At 68.2% G+C, this 18,315-nt stretch carries 17 protein-coding genes; 7 read left to right on the top strand and 10 right to left on the bottom strand.

The window, feature by feature from the left end; translation table 11 throughout:
* Positions 1–121: 121 nt before the first annotated feature.
* The 6 genes from AC1DB1_RS19060 to AC1DB1_RS19085 form a co-directional block, all read right to left on the bottom strand.
* The gene (locus tag AC1DB1_RS19060; RefSeq protein ID WP_271178022.1) at positions 122–535 is read right to left on the bottom strand and encodes a heat shock protein transcriptional repressor HspR; all 414 of its coding nucleotides are present in this window, start codon (positions 533–535) and stop codon (positions 122–124) included.
* 2 nt (positions 536–537) lie between these two features.
* Positions 538–1,524, bottom strand: coding sequence for a DnaJ C-terminal domain-containing protein (locus AC1DB1_RS19065; RefSeq protein ID WP_477201946.1), 987 nt, complete (start codon positions 1,522–1,524; stop codon positions 538–540).
* A 118-nt stretch (positions 1,525–1,642) separates the two neighbouring features.
* Positions 1,643–2,329, bottom strand: a complete 687-nt coding sequence (locus AC1DB1_RS19070) for a nucleotide exchange factor GrpE (protein ID WP_271177979.1) — start codon at positions 2,327–2,329, stop codon at positions 1,643–1,645.
* Between the two features lie 2 nt (positions 2,330–2,331).
* Positions 2,332–4,200 (bottom strand): molecular chaperone DnaK, encoded by a 1,869-nt coding sequence (gene dnaK / locus AC1DB1_RS19075; RefSeq protein ID WP_477201947.1) that lies wholly within the window; start codon positions 4,198–4,200, stop codon positions 2,332–2,334.
* Positions 4,201–4,571: 371 nt separating this feature from the next.
* Positions 4,572–6,140, bottom strand: coding sequence for a transporter (locus tag AC1DB1_RS19080; RefSeq protein ID WP_477201948.1), 1,569 nt, complete (start codon positions 6,138–6,140; stop codon positions 4,572–4,574).
* On the bottom strand, positions 6,122–6,919 hold the full coding sequence (locus tag AC1DB1_RS19085; protein ID WP_477201949.1) for an ABC transporter ATP-binding protein: 798 nt from the start codon (positions 6,917–6,919) through the stop codon (positions 6,122–6,124). Before AC1DB1_RS19085 ends, AC1DB1_RS19080 begins: the two co-directional genes overlap by 19 nt.
* A 226-nt stretch (positions 6,920–7,145) precedes the next feature.
* Between AC1DB1_RS19085 and AC1DB1_RS19090 the strand changes: the two genes are divergently transcribed.
* The 3 genes from AC1DB1_RS19090 to AC1DB1_RS19100 all read left to right on the top strand — a co-directional run bounded on the left by AC1DB1_RS19090 (position 7,146) and on the right by AC1DB1_RS19100 (position 10,464).
* Positions 7,146–7,796 (top strand): GTP pyrophosphokinase, encoded by a 651-nt coding sequence (locus tag AC1DB1_RS19090; RefSeq protein WP_477202009.1) that lies wholly within the window; start codon positions 7,146–7,148, stop codon positions 7,794–7,796.
* Positions 7,797–8,013: 217 nt separating this feature from the next.
* Complete coding sequence (locus AC1DB1_RS19095; protein ID WP_477201950.1) at positions 8,014–8,859, top strand: serine protein kinase RIO; 846 nt, start codon at positions 8,014–8,016, stop codon at positions 8,857–8,859.
* Positions 8,860–8,940: 81 nt separating this feature from the next.
* A complete protein-coding gene (locus AC1DB1_RS19100; RefSeq protein ID WP_477201951.1) occupies positions 8,941–10,464 on the top strand; it encodes an MFS transporter in 1,524 nt (507 codons plus the stop codon).
* Between the two features lie 150 nt (positions 10,465–10,614).
* Here the strand turns inward: AC1DB1_RS19100 and AC1DB1_RS19105 are convergent, their stop codons facing one another.
* The gene (locus tag AC1DB1_RS19105) at positions 10,615–11,367 is read right to left on the bottom strand and encodes a MarR family winged helix-turn-helix transcriptional regulator (protein ID WP_477201952.1); all 753 of its coding nucleotides are present in this window, start codon (positions 11,365–11,367) and stop codon (positions 10,615–10,617) included.
* A 56-nt stretch (positions 11,368–11,423) separates the two neighbouring features.
* Between AC1DB1_RS19105 and AC1DB1_RS19110 the strand changes: the two genes are divergently transcribed.
* Together AC1DB1_RS19110 and idi are read left to right on the top strand one after the other, a co-directional pair.
* Positions 11,424–12,575 (top strand): hypothetical protein, encoded by a 1,152-nt coding sequence (locus tag AC1DB1_RS19110; RefSeq protein ID WP_477201953.1) that lies wholly within the window; start codon positions 11,424–11,426, stop codon positions 12,573–12,575.
* 188 nt (positions 12,576–12,763) lie between these two features.
* Entirely contained in the window at positions 12,764–13,315 is a 552-nt protein-coding gene (gene idi / locus AC1DB1_RS19115) for an isopentenyl-diphosphate Delta-isomerase (RefSeq protein ID WP_477201954.1), read from the top strand.
* Between the two features lie 194 nt (positions 13,316–13,509).
* Here the strand turns inward: idi and AC1DB1_RS19120 are convergent, their stop codons facing one another.
* Together AC1DB1_RS19120 and dcd are read right to left on the bottom strand one after the other, a co-directional pair.
* Positions 13,510–14,037 (bottom strand): hypothetical protein, encoded by a 528-nt coding sequence (locus tag AC1DB1_RS19120; RefSeq protein WP_271177989.1) that lies wholly within the window; start codon positions 14,035–14,037, stop codon positions 13,510–13,512.
* Positions 14,038–14,145: 108 nt separating this feature from the next.
* A complete protein-coding gene (gene dcd / locus AC1DB1_RS19125) occupies positions 14,146–14,751 on the bottom strand; it encodes a dCTP deaminase (RefSeq protein WP_477201955.1) in 606 nt (201 codons plus the stop codon).
* Positions 14,752–14,875: 124 nt separating this feature from the next.
* On the opposite strand from dcd, the gene AC1DB1_RS19130 reads away from it, so the two are divergent.
* Both AC1DB1_RS19130 and AC1DB1_RS19135 read left to right on the top strand, forming a co-directional pair.
* Positions 14,876–15,802, top strand: coding sequence for a slipin family protein (locus tag AC1DB1_RS19130; RefSeq protein ID WP_271177991.1), 927 nt, complete (start codon positions 14,876–14,878; stop codon positions 15,800–15,802).
* 62 nt (positions 15,803–15,864) lie between these two features.
* Positions 15,865–16,242, top strand: a complete 378-nt coding sequence (locus AC1DB1_RS19135; protein WP_477201956.1) for a VOC family protein — start codon at positions 15,865–15,867, stop codon at positions 16,240–16,242.
* A gap of 286 nt (positions 16,243–16,528) precedes the next feature.
* Here AC1DB1_RS19135 and AC1DB1_RS19140 read toward each other — a convergent pair whose 3' ends face one another.
* Positions 16,529–17,536 carry a tyrosine-type recombinase/integrase gene (locus AC1DB1_RS19140; protein ID WP_477201957.1) on the bottom strand — a complete coding sequence of 336 codons (1,008 nt, stop codon included), beginning with the start codon at positions 17,534–17,536 and terminating at the stop codon, positions 16,529–16,531.
* Positions 17,537–18,315: the final 779 nt, after the last annotated feature.

An 18,315-nucleotide genomic window follows, 5' to 3' on the forward strand; every position in this document is an offset into this window, starting at 1 on the left:
GGTCGTTAATCGATTAACGTGTTAATCGATTAACGGCGACTCTAAGCAACGGCCACCGGATGCGTCAAGCAACGATCACCGCAGGTGCGCGGTTCGATTGCATTGAAGAGCGACGATGAATTCAGCGCTCGAGCGGGCGCCAGACGACGATCTGGTTGCTGCGGCGCACGCGGGTGCCCGCGCGCATCGAGATGACCTCGCCCTCCGAGCCCGCCGCGAAGACGCGGCGGCCCGGGCGGTTGAGCAGCTCGTCGGCGAGCGCGCTCTCCAGCTCGTGGACGCGCGAGGTCAGTGCGCCCACCTGGTCTTCCAACTCGAGGATGCGGCGGATGCCCTCGAGGCTCACACCTTCTCCCCCGAGCCGGGCGATCTCCTGCAGCTTGGCCACATCGCGCATCGAGTACCGTCGCGACTTCCCCGACGTGCGGGTGGGGCTGACGAGTCCGAGCCGGTCGTACTGCCGGAGCGTCTGCGGGTGCATCCCCGCGAGCTCGGCCGCGATCGAGATCACGAAGACCTGGCTGTTCTCGTCCATCATCATCCGCGTGCTCTCGCCAGGATGTCGTCGCGCGGGTTCTCGTCGGGGAGCTTCTCGGCGAACGACTTGAGCGCCTCCTCCGCCTCGGCGGAGAGGTGCGACGGCACGGCCACCTGCACGACGGCGAGCAGGTCGCCCGTGCCCTTGGCCGTCTGCACTCCGCGACCCTTGACACGCAGCACGCGGCCGCTCGGCGTGCCGGGCGCGACGCGCAGCTTGACCGGATCCCCGCCCAGCGTCGGAACCTCGATGGTCGCTCCGAGAGCGGCCTCGGTGAAGGTGACCGGCACGTTCACCCGCAGGTTCAGGCCGTCGCGCTCGAACACCGGATGCTTGCGGACGCTGACCGTCAGCACGATGTCGCCGGCCTCGCCGCCATCCGGGCTCGGCTGGCCCTTGCCGCGCAGCTTGATCTTCTGACCGTCGGCGACACCGGCGGGGATCTTCACCTTGATCGGCTTGCCGTCCGACGCCTGCAGCGTGATCGTCTCGCCCCTGGTCGCGGTGAGGAAATCGATGGTGGTGTGCGCGGTCACGTCGCGTCCGCGGGTCGGTCCGCCGTAACCGCGGTAGCCGCCGCTCGACGAGCCGAAGCCGCCGTTGCCGAACAGGCCGCTGAAGACGTCGTCGAAGTTGCCGCCCTGCTGGGTCGTGTAACCGCGAGCGCCGCCACCCTGACCGAACATCCCGCCGAACACGTCGTCGAAGCCGCCCTGACCGGCCGAACCGGGGGCGGTGAAGCGGGCGCCGGAGCCCATCGCGCGGATCTGGTCGTACTCCTTGCGCTGCTCCGGGTCACCGAGCACCGAGTGGGCCTCGCTGATCTCCTTGAACTTGGCCTCCGCCGCCGCGTCACCCGGATTCGAGTCGGGGTGGTACTTGCGTGCGAGCTTGCGGTAGACCTTCTTGAGTTCCGCCGGGGTGACGTCTTTGGAGACACCAAGGACCTTGTAGAAGTCCTTGTCGAACCAATCCTGGCTTGCCACGGCGCCTCCTCTCTACGTCTGCTGCTGCTGTGTCTGATGTTGCCTGAATGAAGTGTGCATTGTGAAGCCGGGGAGCGGTGGGATGTTCATCCCTTCGCTCCCCGGCCGCATGTTCCGTCTAAGCGGGGACCGCCACGACGACCTTGGCCACGCGCACGATCGTCGACCCGAGCTGATAGCCCGTCTCGACCACATCGGCGACGGTGTCGGCCGTCACATCGGCACTCGGCTGCTGGAAGATCGCCTCGTGGATCTGCGGATCGAACGGGTCGCCTGCGGCGCCGTACGAGGTGAGCCCGAGACGCTCGACCGTGGTGCGCAGCTTGGCCGCGATGGTCGCGAACGCGCTGCCCTCCTCGAGGTCGCCGTGCTTCTCAGCCCGGTCCAGATCGTCGAGCACCGGAAGGAGACCCTTCACGGTGTCGCCGATCGCGCGCTCGCGCTCGACCTCGCGGTTCGCCTCGGTGCGCTTGCGGTAGTTCGCGTACTCGGCGGTGACCCGCTGCAGATCCGCGAGCCGCTCGGCGGCCAGCTGGTCGGCGGTCGCCTGACCGCTGAGCAGGTCGAGGTCGTCGTCGCTCAGGAGCGACGCGAAGCCGTCGCCGCCCTCGGTCGGCCCGACGTCCACGAGCTCCTCGTGGGCGAGGTCGGGGTCGGAGGCCGCGTCCGAAGACGCGTCCTCCGCCCCGTCAGCCGGCTGCCGAACCTTTCCGGTCTCGGGGTCGATGCGCCGCTTGTCGCGGATGATCGGCTCCTCGTGCTCAGGCTCGTTCGAGTCCTGTCCGTTGGGGTTCTGGTCGGACATGCTTACTTCTTCTCCTCGTCCTCGACGACCTCGGCGTCGATGACGTCCTCGTCGTCGGACGAGGACTCGCCCTCGGCCTGGTCGGCGGCCGGAGCCTGCTCACCGGCGGCAGCGTCGGCCTGGCTCGACGAGTAGATCGCCTCGCCCAGCTTCTGCTGGCTCGCGTTGAGCTTGTCGTACGCGGTCTTCACCGCGTCCTCGTCGTCGCCGGCGAGTGCGCTCTTCAGCGCGTCGACGTCGCCCTGGACCTCGTTCTTGACGTCCTCGGGGAGCTTGTCCTCGTTGTCCTTGATCAGCTTCTCGATCGAGTAGGCGAGCTGCTCGGCCGTGTTGCGGGTCTCGGCGGTCTCACGGCGCTTCTTGTCCTCGGCTGCGTGCTCCTCGGCCTCGCGCACCATGCGCTCGATGTCGTCCTTCGGCAGCGACGAGCCACCGGTGATCGTCATCGACTGCTCCTTGCCGGTGCCCTTGTCCTTGGCGGACACGTGCACGATTCCGTTGGCGTCGATGTCGAACGTGACCTCGACCTGCGGGATGCCGCGGGGAGCCGGGGCGATACCGGTCAGCTCGAAGGTGCCGAGCGGCTTGTTGTCGCGAGTGAACTCGCGCTCGCCCTGGAAGACCTGGATCGCGACGGACGGCTGGTTGTCGTCTGCCGTGGTGAAGGTCTCGCTGCGCTTGGTCGGGATGGCCGTGTTGCGGTCGATGAGCTTGGTCATGATGCCGCCCTTGGTCTCGATACCGAGGCTCAGGGGGGTGACGTCGATGAGCAGCACATCCTTGCGCTCGCCCTTGAGGACACCGGCCTGCAGGGCTGCGCCGACGGCGACGACCTCATCCGGGTTCACGCCCTTGTTGGGGTCCTTGCCACCGGTCTCCTGCTTCACGAGCTCGCTCACGGCGGGCATACGCGTGGAGCCACCGACGAGCACGACGTGCGCGATGTCGGACACCTTGATGCCGGCCTCACGGATGACGTCCTGGAACGGCTTCTTGGTGCGGTCGAGGAGGTCGCTGGTCATCTGCTCGAACTGGGCGCGGGTGAGCGTCTCGTCGAGGTTGGCCGGACCGTTCTCGGTGAGCGACAGGTACGGCAGCTGGATGCTGGTCGACATGCTCGACGACAGCTCCTTCTTGGCCTGCTCCGCGGCCTCCTTCAGACGCTGGAGGGCGATCTTGTCCTTCGAGACGTCGACGCCGGTGCTGTCCTTGAAGCGCTTGATGAGCCACTCGACGACGCGCTGGTCCCAGTCGTCACCACCGAGGCGGTTGTCACCGGCGGTGGCGCGCACCTGGATGGTCGAGAAGTCGTCGTCCTTGCCCACCTCGAGGAGGGAGACGTCGAACGTTCCACCACCGAGGTCGAAGACCAGGATGAGCTCGTCTTCCTTGCCCTTGTCGAGGCCGTAGGCGAGCGCAGCGGCGGTCGGCTCGTTGATGATGCGGAGAACGTTGAGGCCCGCGATCTCGCCGGCCTCCTTGGTGGCCTGGCGCTCGGCGTCGTTGAAGTACGCGGGAACGGTGATGACGGCATCCGTCACGGTGTCACCCAGGTACTGCTCGGCGTCGCGCTTCAGCTTGGCCAGGATGCGCGCGGAGATCTCCTGCGGCGTGTACTTCTTGCCGTCGATCTCGACCGTCCAGTCGGTGCCCATGTGGCGCTTGACGGAGGCGATCGTGCGGTCGACGTTGGTGACGGCCTGGCGCTTGGCGGTCTCGCCGACCAGCACCTCGCCGTCCTTGGTGAAGGCGACGACCGACGGGGTCGTACGGAAGCCTTCGGCGTTGGCGATGACGGTGGGCTCGCCACCCTCGAGGACCGAGACGACGGAGTTCGTGGTTCCGAGGTCGATTCCTACTGCACGTGACATATGTGCTTCTCTCCTTGTTGTTGCGGGTGTTGCTCTGAAAGTCAGGGTCAAGACTTGAGTCTTGATGACTCAAGTGTTTCATCGGGCATCCGGGTTGTCAAGACGACCGACGGAAACTTGAGCGTACTTAACTCAACTTTGTGCACCGTCTTTTCATTCCTCGGGCGCGCGCTTTTCTCTCGCCCCGGCCGGGCGGTTTCTGCACCGTTTCGGCGGCCATGGCCGCCACGCGTCGTTTGCCAGTAGTTGTGGCTGAGCCGTCGTCCTAGCCACCGTTACTGGCAAACGACGCGTGGCCTCCACGCCCGACGAATGCGCAGGCACAGGATGGCCACCGGCGCATCCTGTGCCTGCGCCGCGTGCGCCCGCCGCTACGCCTCTTTGGCGAGTTGGATCAGCAGCTCGGGCGCGCGGGCCTCGAGCAGGCGGCCGCCGACGCGCACGCCGACGGCGAGCAGCACGGCGCCGAGCACGGCGCCCACCACGAGTCCGACCCACCCCCACATCGCCTCCTGAGTGACCAGCGAGACGATCAGCAGCACCGCCTCCGGCAGGCAGAGCACCGCCAGAACCGCCCACGACACGAACGTGGCCCCGACATTGGCGACATTCGAGCCGGGACGCGAACGGAACGGATTGTCACCGGGCGCCGGCACCGGGAAGACGAAGAGCGCCGAGGTGACCGACGACACCGCCAAGCCGCTCAGCAGCAGCCCGAGGGCCAGCCCGAGGAGGCCGGGGAGCGCCAGCCAGCCGTCTTGAAGGGCGGCGGGGAGGATGGTCAGCAGCAGCACGATCGGGATCGCGAACACCAGCACGGCCGACGCGCGGCCGAGACGGTCTGCGCTGCCCGGAACCGCCTTGGACATGTGGAGCGCGAACGCCGTCGAGTCGAGCGAGACGTCCGCGAGCAGCGAGATCCCGAGCAGGAAGGCCACGATCGGGCCCGACGCGATGAGGAAGCCGGAACTGTTGTTGAGGCTGGCGTAGAACCAGAGCAGCAGCGGCAGCAGCGGGATGACGATCAGCTGCCGCAGATACCGCGGGTCACGGAACCAGTAGGTCAGGGATTGAGCCGCGATGGCGCCCGTCTGCGTGCCCGGGAACAGCCCGAACAGGCCGAGGCTGCTGCTCGCCCGGGTGCGCGACGCCGAATGCGCCGGGGTGACGAGCGAGCGCGCCAGCCCCCAGCGCCAGAGCGCGAGCAGCACCCCGAGCGTCGCGAGCGCGATGAGCAGCCGCAGCAGCGCGCCGACCGGATCGCCGAGCGCGACCGACGAGGGGACGGCCCAGACCGCGCCGAGCGGCGTCCACGACAGAGCGTCGGCGACGCCGGGCAGGCCGTCCGCCGTGCTGCGCAGGCCCTGTGTGATGCCGATGATGATCGGACCGGCCAGGATGAGCGGGATCATGATGAGCAGGCCGCTGGCCTCCCGGAATCGTCGCCCGGACGAGAGCCCGCTCGAGACCGAGGTGACCGCCCGCGCGGCGACGACGCAGGTGACCGCCCCCAGCGCACCGGTGACGAGCGCGATCAGCGCGACCCCCGGCATCCGGAGCCACGAGCCGAACGTCGCGAGCGCGGCGATGGTGGTCACCGCGCCGGGCACCCCGACGATGCCGCTCAGCAGCATCCCGGTCAGCAGCTGATTCAGCGGGATCGGGTACACCGCCAGATGCGACGGATCGAGCGTCTGCTCCCCGCCCAGGAACAGCGGGAAGATCACCCAGCCGAGCACAGCGGCCGAGCCGGCGAGCACGACGACCGTGCGCACGACGTCGACCGGCGCGAGATTGAGGAAGAACAGGCCGACGATCACCGCGAAGAGCATCCCGAGGCCGTAGACCGCGCCGATGATCACGGCGACGAGCTGGCTCGTGCTGCGCCGGAACGAGTTGCGGAGGACGAGGAGCCGCAGCCTTACGAGTGTTGCAACCACTCCGGCCCCTCCCCGACGCGACGGCCGCCGACCAGCTCGACGAACCGGTCTTCCAGCGTGGACGCGCCGCGCACGTCGTCAACGGTTCCGGATGCGACGACGCGGCCTGCGGTGATCACGGCGACGTGGTCGCACATCCGCTGCACGAGATCCATCACGTGAGACGACACGATCACCGTGCCGCCGCCGCGGACGAAACCGGCCAGGATGTCGCGGATGTTCGCCGCGGACACCGGATCGACCGACTCGAACGGCTCATCGAGCACGAGCAGCCGAGGTGCGTGCACCATGGCGCAGGCGAGCGCGATCTTCTTCGTCATGCCGGCGGAGTAGTCCACGACGAGCGTGCCGCCGTCCTTCTCGAGATCGAGGAGCTTCAACAGGTCGGCCGTCCGCTGCGTGGCCGTCGCGCGATCCATGCCGCTGAGCAGCCCGGCGTACTCCACGAGCTGCGTTCCGGTGAGGCGGTCGAACAGCCGCACGCCGTCGGAGAGCACCCCGACCATCGACTTGGCCGCGATCGGGTCGCGCCACACGTCGACGCCGTGGATGGACACCTGCCCGCCATCCGGGCGCAGCAGCCCCGTCGCCATGCTGAGCGTCGTGGTCTTGCCCGCGCCGTTCGGGCCGACCAGCCCGTAGAAGCTCCCGCTCGGCACATCCAGGTCGATGCCGTCGACGGCCGCCTTGGAGCCGAAGCTCTTGTGCAGGTTCCGGATGCTCAACGCAGTGCCCGGGTCATGCGGTGGTAGCTCGCTCGCGGCGTTGACTCTGCTCATTCGGCTTCCCGTTCGTCGGTGACAACTCCGCCAACAGTACAAGCGGTCCACCCCCGGGCAAAGAGGCCGACCGGTGGTCGCTTTACTTTCACACCGAGGCTTTCACACCGGGCCCACAAGCGGCTTCGCTAGCGTCGAATGCGTGACTTCGGAACCTCTCCCAGCTGAACCCGGCGAACCCCTCCTGTCGGAGCGCGCGATCCTGGCGCTCCAGCAGATCGACCCGATGACGCTGTTCGAGATGCGCGCATTCCGGGAGAGCTTCGCCCGCTTCATCATGCCGTACAAGTTCGGCATCGACGAGATCTCGACCAAGGTGAGCATCCTGCGCGAGGAGTTCGCCCAGCTGCACGACTACAACCCGATCGAGCACATCTCGAGCCGCCTCAAGTCGGCGGAGAGCATCGAGGCGAAGATCGTCCGCAAGCAGTGCGAACCGTCGTTCGACGAGATCCGCAAGTCGATCACCGACATCGCCGGCGTGCGCATCGTCTGCAGCTTCGTCTCCGACGTCTACCGGGTGTACGAGCTGCTCGCGGCGCAAGAAGACGTGCACATCGTCAAGGTGAAGGACTACATCGCCGACCCCAAGCCGAACGGCTACAAGAGCCTGCACGTGATCCTCGAGATCCCGGTGTTCCTCAGCGAGGGCAGCGTGCTGGTGCCCGTCGAGGTTCAGCTGCGCACCGTCGCCATGGACTTCTGGGCGAGCCTCGAGCACAAGATCTACTACAAGTACGACGGGGATGTGCCCGCTGGGCTGCTGAGCGACCTCACGGATGCGGCGGCGACGGCCAACGAGCTCGACGTGACGATGGAGAAGTTGCACCGTCAGGTGCGCGGCGGCGCGGTCCAGTCACGGGCGATCGCGATCTGAGGTCTTGATCCAGGGTCTTGATCCAGGGTCTTGATAACGGGCGGCGGCAGACGCTAGCCTGATCAGGTTCTGCCGGGAGGTCGTCTCCTGAGCCAGGAGCGGAGAGGATGCGTGACACCATGACTGCGATTGCCGTGCCCGCATCCGGCCCCCTCTTCTTCGAGGCCACCGCGAACATCTGACGTTCGGTGGCCTCCGTTCTCTGGAGCTCACCACCGTGACATTCGACGAACCGTCGTTCGCTGTACCCGCTTTCTCCGTACCCACTTTCGCCACCCACGAACCCATCGACGGGCAGCGCTGGTCCACCTGGCCCGCCACGATGCCGAGCGAGCGCGGCCCCCAGCCGTGGCCCGCCTGGCTCGTCACCTCGGCCGGCGCCTTCGATACCGAACTCGGCATCGTGAAGACCGGCAAAGAGGCCGACGTGCACCTGATCGAGCGCGCCGTGCCGGATGACCCGTCCCGAACCGTGCTGCTCGCCGCCAAACGCTACCGCGACGCCGCGACCAGCGACTTCCACCGCTCCGCCCGCTACCAAGAGGGCCGCCGGATGCGCAACACCCGCGACAGCCGGGCGGTCGCGCGCGGCTCCGCGTACGGACGCCAGGTCGCCGCCGGGCGCTGGGCGTACGCGGAGTTCGAGACGCTCTGCCGGCTGCAGACGCTCGGACTCCCCGTGCCGTACCCGGTGCAGGTGCACGGCACCGAACTGCTCATGGAGTTCATCGGCGACGGGATGACGGCGGCGCCCCGTCTGGCGCAGCAGCGCCTCGACGGCGCCGAACTCGCCGGATGCTTCGACCAGGTCGTCGCCATCATGCGGGCGCTCGCTGCTGCCGGGCTCGCCCACGGCGACCTGTCCGCCTACAACCTGCTCGTGCACCACGGCCGGGTGGTCGTGATCGATCTGCCGCAGGTCGTCGAGGTGGTGAGCAACCCGAGCGGCATGGACTTCTTGCAACGGGACTGCGTGAACATCTGCGACTGGTTCACTCGCCGAGGTTTCGAGTGCGACGCGGACGAGCTGTTCGGCGAGCTGGTGGCGGAGGCGTTCGGGTAGCGCGCAGCTGCGCTCGCGCCGCACGCGTACGGCGTAGGCGCGCATCCCCCACCGTTCACCGGTGCTCGCTACTGTGTGCTCATGACCAACGACCCGACCGGGCCCGGCGACGACGCGGGCCGTGGAGCAGCGAGCACGGATGCGCTCCTCACCGCCGCGAGTCCCCTCTTCATCGACAGCAGCACCAAGCGGGACATCCCGACGGGGCGCGTCGTGGCATGGGCTCTCTGGGACTGGGGCGGTGCCGCGTTCAATGCGGTGATCACGACCTTCGTCTTCACCGTGTACCTCACCGGCAGCCTGTTCGTCGATCCGGCCCTGGTGTCGGCGCGGGACGCGGAGACGGACGTGCACGGACCGGCCCACGCGGCCGTGACAGCGGCCGAGGCGCCACTGTCGAGCGGGCTGGGCTGGGGCCTGGCGATCGCCGGGATCATCGTGGCACTGCTCGCTCCCGTGCTCGGCCAGCGCACCGACGGATCCGGGCGCCGCAAGCTCTGGCTCGGGATCAACACGGGCGTCGTCGTGCTGGTGACGGCTCTGATGTTCTTCGTCGTCGGCGAGCCGTCGTACTTCCTCCTCGGGGTCGCGCTGGTGGCGATCGGAACCGTGTTCTACGAGATCGCGACGGTCAACTACAACGCCATGCTGGTGCAGGTGTCGACGCCGAAGACGGTGGGGCGCGTCAGCGGCTTCGGCTGGGGCGCCGGCTACCTCGGTGGGATCATCCTGCTGCTCATCGTGTACTTCGGCCTGGTGGTCGAGAACCCGGACGGCACCGCGGGCTTCCTGCACGCCACGCAGGACGGCGGGCTGAACATCCGGATCATCGCGCTGATCGCGGCCGCCTGGACTCTCGTGTTCTCGCTGCCGGTGCTGATCGCGGTTCCGGAGATGCCGAAGCACGCCCGGTCGGTTCGCGTCGGTTTCTTCCGCTCCTACGCGGTACTCGTACGCGATGTGGGCCGCCTGTGGAAGGAGAGCCGCAACACGGTGCTGTTCCTGATCGCTTCGGCGCTGTTCCGCGACGGGCTGGTCGGCGTGTTCACCTTCGGCGGCATCCTGGCGCAGGGGACCTTCGGGTTCTCGAGCGGGCAGGTGATCATCTTCGCGATCGCGGCGAACGTGGTGGCCGGCGTGAGCACCCTCGTGTCGGGACGGTTCGACGACCGGTTCGGACCGAAACCCGTGATCGTGACGTCGCTCGTCGGCCTCATCGTGGCCGGGCTGGCGGTGTTCCTCGCGCACGACCTGGGTGCGACGGCATTCTGGATCGGCGGGCTCGTGCTCTGCCTGTTCGTCGGGCCGGCGCAGTCGGCGAGTCGCACGTTCCTGGCACGGATCACCCCGACGGGGCGCGAGGGCGAGGTGTTCGGGCTCTATGCGACGACCGGACGCGCGGTGTCGTTCCTCGCGCCGCTGCTGTTCGCGACGTTCGTGGCGGTCGGCGGCGCGCAGTACTGGGGCATCCTGGGCATCGTGATCGTGCTGGCGATCGGGCTGGCGCTGCTGATCCCGGTGCGGGCTCAGTCGCAGCTGGGGGCGCCGGGGGCCGGGCCGGCGGGGGCCGGGGCGGGACCGGGGGCCGGGTCGGCGTCACGCTGAGGTCGGTGCGGCGGCTGCGCGCTGCGCAACTCCGGAAGTTGCGTTCGACACGCCGCCGGGGCGGGCATAACTCCGGAAGATGCGGCGCTTCGGGCTCGAGGTTCCGGAGTTGTGAGCGGGCGTCGGGGTCGGGGTCGGGCCGGGCGAGAGTCAGTCGCGGGGCCAGGCGCGCACGAAGCGGTCGAAGAGCTGCGCGAAGGTGCGGGCTTCTTCTTCGGTGAAGCCGGCGAGCGCCTCCTCCACGGATGAGCGGCGGTGCGATCTGACCTCGGAGATCAGCGAACGGCCGGCAGTCGTGAGCTGGATGAGCGTGCGGCGGGCGTCCGACGGATCGGTGACCCGGCGCACCAGACCGCGCTCGACGCCCTCCTGCACGAGGCGGCTGGCGCGCGGCTGATCCACACCGACCGCGTCGGCGAGCGCACTGATCGACAGCTCGGAGCCGGCCTTCTCTGCGGACTCGAGCGCGTCGAGCATCCGGAAGCGTGCCGCTCGGCCGAGGGAGCCGTCGGGGCGCCCGCGTCGTCCACCGCGTCCGCGAGGGCCGGGGCCGCCGCCGGGAGCGCCGCTGCCGTCGGAGCCGTCGCCGTGATCGTGGCCGCCATGGTCGTGGTCGTGGTCGTCGTGGCCGTGACCATGGGCGTCGGCGCCGAGACCGTGGCCGTAGTGACCGCCGCCGGGGCCGAACTGGCGGCCGCCCCAGGGTCCGCCGGGGAACGGGGCCGACCCGAACGGACCAGCGAAACCGCCCGCGCCGGGGCCGCCCGGGCCGCCGAAACCTCCGCGGTGCTGCATCCGCCACCGCGACTGATCGTGACGGACGGCGACCAGCGCCTGCTCGATCAGTGCAACGACGTCCGCAGGCTGGGAGTTCTCTTCACGAGCTTGACCGTCCATTTCCATGTATGCAATCATACATTTGGTTGTAATAGTACATACAACAAGAAAGGGGTTCTCTGATGAACACCACCACAGACACACCTGGCACGCCGCCCGGCTACTGGTTCGGCGTGATCGAACACAACCTGCGCGCTTCGATGCGCGACGAGCTCGCCGAGCTCGGCCTGCGCCGCGGAAGCTGGCGCATCCTGCACACCCTCGCGGACGGCCCGGCCTCCGTCGAGGACATCGAGGCGTCCCTGCCTCCCCGCCGCCACCAGGGACACGGCCGCTCGCGCGGCGGACGTCGCGGCCACGGATACGGCCGCTGGGCCGGCTTCGGCGGCGAGCGCGGTTTCGGCAGCGAGCGCGGCTTCGGCGGCGAGCCCGGCTACGGCGGCGAGCGCGGTTTCGGCGGCGAGCGTGGCTTTGGCGGCGAGCCCGGCTTCGGCCCAGGCACCGACGCCGCTGGCGGACCCGTCGGCCGCGGTGGACGCGGACGCTTCGGCTTCGCCTCCGACGAAGAGCGCCAGGCGTTCTTCGAGAGGAAGCGCGAACAGTTCGGACATCCGCCGTTCTCGACGGACGAGGAGCGCGAGGCGTTCTTCGCCGGAATGCGCGCAGCGGGCTTCGCTCGCGGCGGCCGCTCCTGGCGCCGTCACCCCGGAGCCGACGGCTTCCGCGGGCACGGCGGCGACGCACATCCCGACCACCACGGCCACGACGGTCACCACGAGCACCACCACCACGGCGCCGAGGACCACCACGACCACGAGGGCCACGACGGTCACCACGAGCACCACCACCACGGCGCCGAGGACCACCACGACCACAAGGGTCACGACGGTCATGAGGTGCACCACCACCACGACCCCGAGGCCGACCATGGCCGCGGCCACGGCCACGACCACGACCACCGCCGCCGCTACGGCGGCCGCGGTCGGGACCGCGCCGGCCGCGTGGCCTCCACCCTCGACGCCTTCGTCGAGAAGGGCTGGGTGACCGTCACCGACGGCGTCGCCGAGCTCGCCCCCGATGGACGCGCCGCCCACGATGCCGCCTTCGAGCGCATCCGGGCACTCCGCACATCCGTCGCCGAGGGCATCACCGACGAGGACTACGCCACCACCATGGCGACCCTCGAAGCGATGGCCCGCAACCTCGGCTGGGATGGCGCCCGTAGCGAGTCGCCCGACGAGCCCACGACGGGGGCCTCCACCCCCGAGTCCTGACCCGGCCGGCTCCATCGAGGGGTCCCGCCGCGCCGTCCACAGCCCCTGTGCGACGGCGTGGCGGGACCCCTCTTTTCGCGCGACGCTCGCCACCCGGGCGTGTCGCTTTCTGTGAGGGCTCGCAGAGTTCCCAGGGGCGGACCCGGCCGGCGAACCGACCCGAGCATCCCATCGGCGAGAATGGAGCCATGACCGCACCCCGCGAACAGGTCGTGCTCCTGTCCGACGACGGCACCCCCGTCGGCGTGGCCGACAAGGCAACCGTCCACACCGAGGACACTCCGCTCCACCTGGCCTTCTCCTGCCACCTGTTCGACGGCGAGGGGCGCATCCTCGTCACCCGTCGCGCGCTCGGCAAACTGACCTGGCCCGGCGTGTGGACGAACTCGTTCTGCGGGCATCCCGCGCCAGGCGAGGCCATGGAAGACGCGGTGGAGCGCCGTGCTCAGGACGAACTGGGTGCCGCGATCGACAACCTCACGATCGCGCTCCCCGATTTCCGCTACCGGGCGATCGACGCATCCGGGGTCGTGGAGAACGAGATCTGCCCCGTGTACACGGCGACCGTTGCCGGCGAGCTCGCGCCGGCGCCGTCCGAGGTCGTCGAGTGGGAGTGGGTCGACGTGCGCACCCTGCTCGCCGCGGTCGAGGCGACACCCTGGGCGTTCAGTCCGTGGTTGACCCTGCAGCTGCCCGCGCTCTACGCCGATCGCTCCCTCGAAGCTTCGGATCAGCTGTGAGCGGAACTCATGATTTCCACCTGTGGAATTGATTGTGGATAACTACCTATCCGGCATGCCCCGACACGTATGACCGTGTCACCCGAACGCGGGACACCTCGGCACGCGTCGCCGGATGGCGACCAGTTCGCCGCTGAGGGCGGGCCCGTCGAACGGCGGGCGCGGCAGTAGACAAACGGGTCGTCGCGACCGCGCTAGCTGCTCACCCGGGTCGCGTCCATGTGCTGCTCCAGCCACCAGGTGCGGCCCTCGTCGTCGGAGACCCAGCCGTCCCACTGGAACGAATCCGCCGTGATCTCGCTGAAGTTCCAGCGGATCGGGCGGCCGTCGGTCTGCGTGCCATCCTGCCGGATGCCGTCGCGGTGCCCCGTCGCGACCAGCGTGCAGAAGTCGTTGCCGACGGCGCCGAACCAGTTCACGCGCCAGGCTCCGAGCACCGGATCGTAGACGCGCACCGTCGTGCCCTTGGTCTCGAGGACCGCCGGATCGGATGCGCTCGGGGCGACCAGCACATCCTGAACGGCGCGGCCGCCGATCGTGTACGCGAACGTCCAGTCGTAGGTGAACTCGGACCAGGCGCCGGACTCCTCATCGAGGAACCGGCACTCGGCTTTCCAGCTGCCGACGAGTTGCCCGAAGAGGTGCATCCGCTGCGGGCGCACCGGCGTGGGGCCCGAGGCGACCAGCGCCCTGGCGAAGGTCTCGTTGCTGTTCTCGCTCATTGCGCTGGCCTCCGGGTGCGGTCGACAGATGCGGTGGTCGGATGCGGTGGTCGGGTGCGGTGGTCGGTGGATGCGCGCAGTCGCAGGGTCGCATCCGGACGGCGCGCGTCAGGTGGTGGGGCGGCCCGCCTCGGTGGTCGTCACGTCGGTGCGGTGGAAGTTGAGGTACGAACGCGAGGCGGTCGGGCCGCGCTGGCCCTGGTAGCGCGAGCTGTACTCGGACGAGCCGTACGGCTTCTCGGCGGCCGACGACAGGCGGAAGAAGCACATCTGCCCGATCTTCATGCCCGGCCAGAGCTTGATCGGCAGGGTCGCCACGTTGCTGAGTTCGAGCGTGACGTGCCCCGAGAATCCGGGGTCGATGAATCCGGCAGTGGAGTGCGTGAGAAGTCCGAGGCGGCCGAGCGAGCTCTTGCCCTCGAGGCGCGCAGCGACGTCATCCGGAAGCGAGACGAGCTCGAACGTGGAGCCGAGCACGAACTCACCCGGGTGCAGGATGAACGGCTGGTCGGGGTCGACCTCGACGAGGTGCGTCAGCTCGGGCTGGTCCTCGGCCGGATCGATGAACGGGTACTTGTGGTTGTCGAACAGGCGGAAGTACCGGTCGAGGCGCACGTCGATGCTCGACGGCTGGATCATCGCCGGCTCGTACGGCTCGAGAGCGATGCGGCCGGCGTCCAGTTCGGACTTGATGTCGCGGTCAGAGAGAAGCACGTTCGTAGCCTACTGGGGCCGGGTCGCTGTGAGGATGCCCACGAAACCGTGCGTAGCGGGCGAACGGACGCACAATAAAAGGGAGCGACGTCGAGATCCTCCCGACGCCATGGAGTTGAGACTCATGGTTGCCTTCTATATCGTCCTCACGATCGTGATCATCGTCGCGGTCATCCTGTTCTTCATGTCGGTGCGCGTGGTCAAGCAGTACGAGCGCGGCGTGGTGCTCCGCTGGGGCAAGCTGATCGGCGTGCGCGATCCTGGGCTGCGCTTCATCATCCCGATCGTCGACGTCATGCACCGCGTCTCACTGCGAATCGTGACGCTGCCCATCCAGTCGCAGGGCATCATCACGCGTGACAATGTGAGCGTCGGTGTCTCGGCTGTCGCCTACTACCGGGTGATCGATCCGGTGAAGTCGGTGATCGCGATCCAGGATGTGAACGAGGCCATCGATCAGATCGCCCAGACCACCCTGCGCAAGGTCGTCGGCCAGCACTCCCTCGACGAGACGCTCGCCGAGACGGACACGCTCAACGGGAGCATCCGGCAGATCCTGGACCTGCTCACGCTCGACTGGGGCGTCGAGGTCACGCTCGTCGAGCTGAAGGACATCCTGCTGCCCGACGAGATGAAGCGCGCGATGGCGAAGCAGGCGGAGGCCGAGCGCGAGAAGCGGGCGAAGATCATCGCGGCCGAGGGCGAGTCCCTGGCGGCGGCGGCGCTCGGCGAGGCATCGGACACGATGATGGCGCACCCGCTCGCACTGCAGTTGCGCAACCTGCAGACGCTTGTCGACATCGGCGTCGACAAGAACACGATCGTCGTCTTCCCGGCCCCGCTGATGAGCACGATCGGCGAGCTCGGAACCTTCCTCGCGCACGAGACCGCCGCGAGCGCCGAGCACGGGGGTGGCGCCAACGGCGTCGCCGCCCCCGGCCTCTCCGGGGTTCCGGGCATGGTTGCCGCCTCCGCGGCGAGTATCGCGCCGGCTCCGACGCCGGCTCCCCTCGCGCCGCGGCCCGATCCATCGATTCCGGATGCGGCGTGAGGGTATAGCGCACCGCCTTCGAGGGGCGAATACTGGGGCGCAGACATCGAGGAGGGCGCCCGATGGAGATCCTTCAGGTTGCGCAGCACGCCGGCGACCTCGACCGCGCCGCGGCCTTCTACGAGTTGCTGCTCGGCAGCCCGCCTGCCGCCCGGTACGACCCGCCGGGCCTGGTGTTCTTCAACGTCGGGATCGCGCGCCTGCTGCTCGAGCAGGCCGCACCCTCCGCGCTGGTCTACTTCCAGGTCGAAAGCGTCGCCACGCGCGTTACGGAGCTTCGCGCCGCGGGCATCCGGATCGTCGGAGAGCCCCACGTGATCTTCAGCCACACCGACGACACCCTCGGGCCGGCCGGGACCGACGAGTGGGTGGCGTTCATCGAGGACAGCGAGGGCAACACGGTCGGCCTTGTCTCGCACGAGCCGCGGCACGACCCCTGAGCGCTGCGCCGCGCCGCCGCCTCCTCAGCGAGTCCGGGAGTATTCGCGCCTCACGCGCCCCTGAACCTGATTTCCACCGGACTCGACCGCAACGACTGAACTGCTATTCTCGGAGGACGCGAGTGTAGTTCAATGGCAGAACTTCAGCTTCTACCACTCTGGATATCAGAGAATCCTATTCGGCCTCGTTAGCTCCGTTGATCGGGACTTTTCCCACCATTGGCGTACCCGCCTGATCTCTACGACACGCCGTCGAACACGCCCAAAGCGGTGAGTAAACGGTGAGCTACGAAAGCTCAGCGCCGGGGTCGCCCCGCACGTTGAAACGCTCGAGAATAGCTGTCGAGTCGGCAACCTGCACCACCCGCGGGAGGTACGACTGCTCGGTCGTCGCATAAGTCGAATGGCCAAGCTGATGCTGCGCGCGCTCAAGTCCGACGGCGTCGCGGATCGCGGTCGCGACGGTCGAGCGGAACTCTTTGGGCACCCGACCTTCGAACCGCGTTCCCTTGAGCGCAATGTGCCACTGGAGCCGGAAGTTGTCCGGGATCCGTGGTGTGAGCGTCGAGGACGGGAAGACGAGCTCCGAATATGATTCCACGCGCCGTCGGAGGAGCATCTTCCCAACGAATGTGGGCAGGAACAGTCGTCGTCCGCCGCCGGTCTTCGTCTTGTTCTGAACGGTCCAGCGGCCTTCCCGGTTTTTCGCCATCGTGCGGTGGATGTCGACTGTGAACGGCTGGACGGTGAAGTCGACGTCCTCCCACATCAGGGCGAACACCTCGCCGGGCCGGCAGCCGGTGCCGAGGAAGAAGTCGACGGGGTCAGCCAGGTCACTTCCTCTCCGTCGCCCTGACGCATCCAACCCCGCATCCCACCGGGCGAGGATCTCGCGAAGCTCCGCGACATCCTCGAGAGAAAAGGTCACGACCTGGTGGTTGGGTTCTTCTACGGGAGCGACGGATTTCATCGGGTTGGCGTCGATGGCGTCGTGCCGCGCGGCCATGCCGAACATTCCCGTGAGTAGAACGGTGGCGATACTTGCGTTTGAGTATCCGTTGAGTCGGGTCGTCTGCTTGATGAACCGGTCGAGCTTGGACACGGTCGCCTCACGGATCATCCAGCCACCGAGATTCGGGATGACGTACTTGTCGAGCACCGTCTCATAGCGCCGAAGCGTGCCGTTCGAGCGGGACGACTGGCTGAACTCGTCCCACCACAGGAGCGCCAGGTCGGCCAGCCGAGTTTCTGGGCCGAGTTCACCCTCGCTCAGCGGTTTGATGCGATCGCGCATCGCGACGCGAAGCAGCGCCTCAGCCTTCTGCTTCGTCGTGCCGATGCGTTCGATCTGACGCGTGCGACCGTCGACGTCGCGGTAACGCGCGCGGGCGGCCCAGCGGCCTCGCGTGAGCATCCGGGTCGAGACGGTGCCCCAGGTCTCGGAGACAAGCGGCGGACGGGACATGATCACCGACCCCCGTTCTCGATGCGCGAGCCACCGTGCCCGACTCGGTCAATGCGAGTGTCCGGCAGGCGGGCGGGAGGGGACGAGCCGTCGAGGTCAGCGGAATCCCGCTCGGGACTACGCGTTAGCCCAATCGTACGCGCGGGCCAGTGCGGCAGGCGAGCTCCGCCGAGACGCACGAACGGCACGCATGCCGCTTCTGCGGTGAGCGCTGCTAGCCGTCCGATCGGTGTGGCAGGATCCGCCGCCACCGCCCAACCGTCCAGCACGTATCGGCTGACGGTCTCGATGCATTCGTGCGTCTCTTCCGAGCTCGGGCTGTTGGAGCCGACTACGCCGATAAGTCCGCCGCGCAGTTCCGGGCCCATGTTGCTCGCATCAATGACGAATACCCGCATCACAATCACTCCCCTGTCGATCGTTTTTGTTTGCCTTCCGGCGGAGAGATCGATGGCGAGTGGGAGGGGCGGGAGTGCCGGGACCGTGGAATACCGGAGGGAGCGAAGCGAGTGAGGATATGCCGCGAAAGCCCGGCACGGACAACCCGGGAACGAGCTACGATCGGCCGCCGGAAAGACAAACAAAACAGCAGGCGGAGCGCCGCCCTC

The sequence above is a fragment of the Leifsonia sp. 10N434 genome (assembly GCF_056394405.1).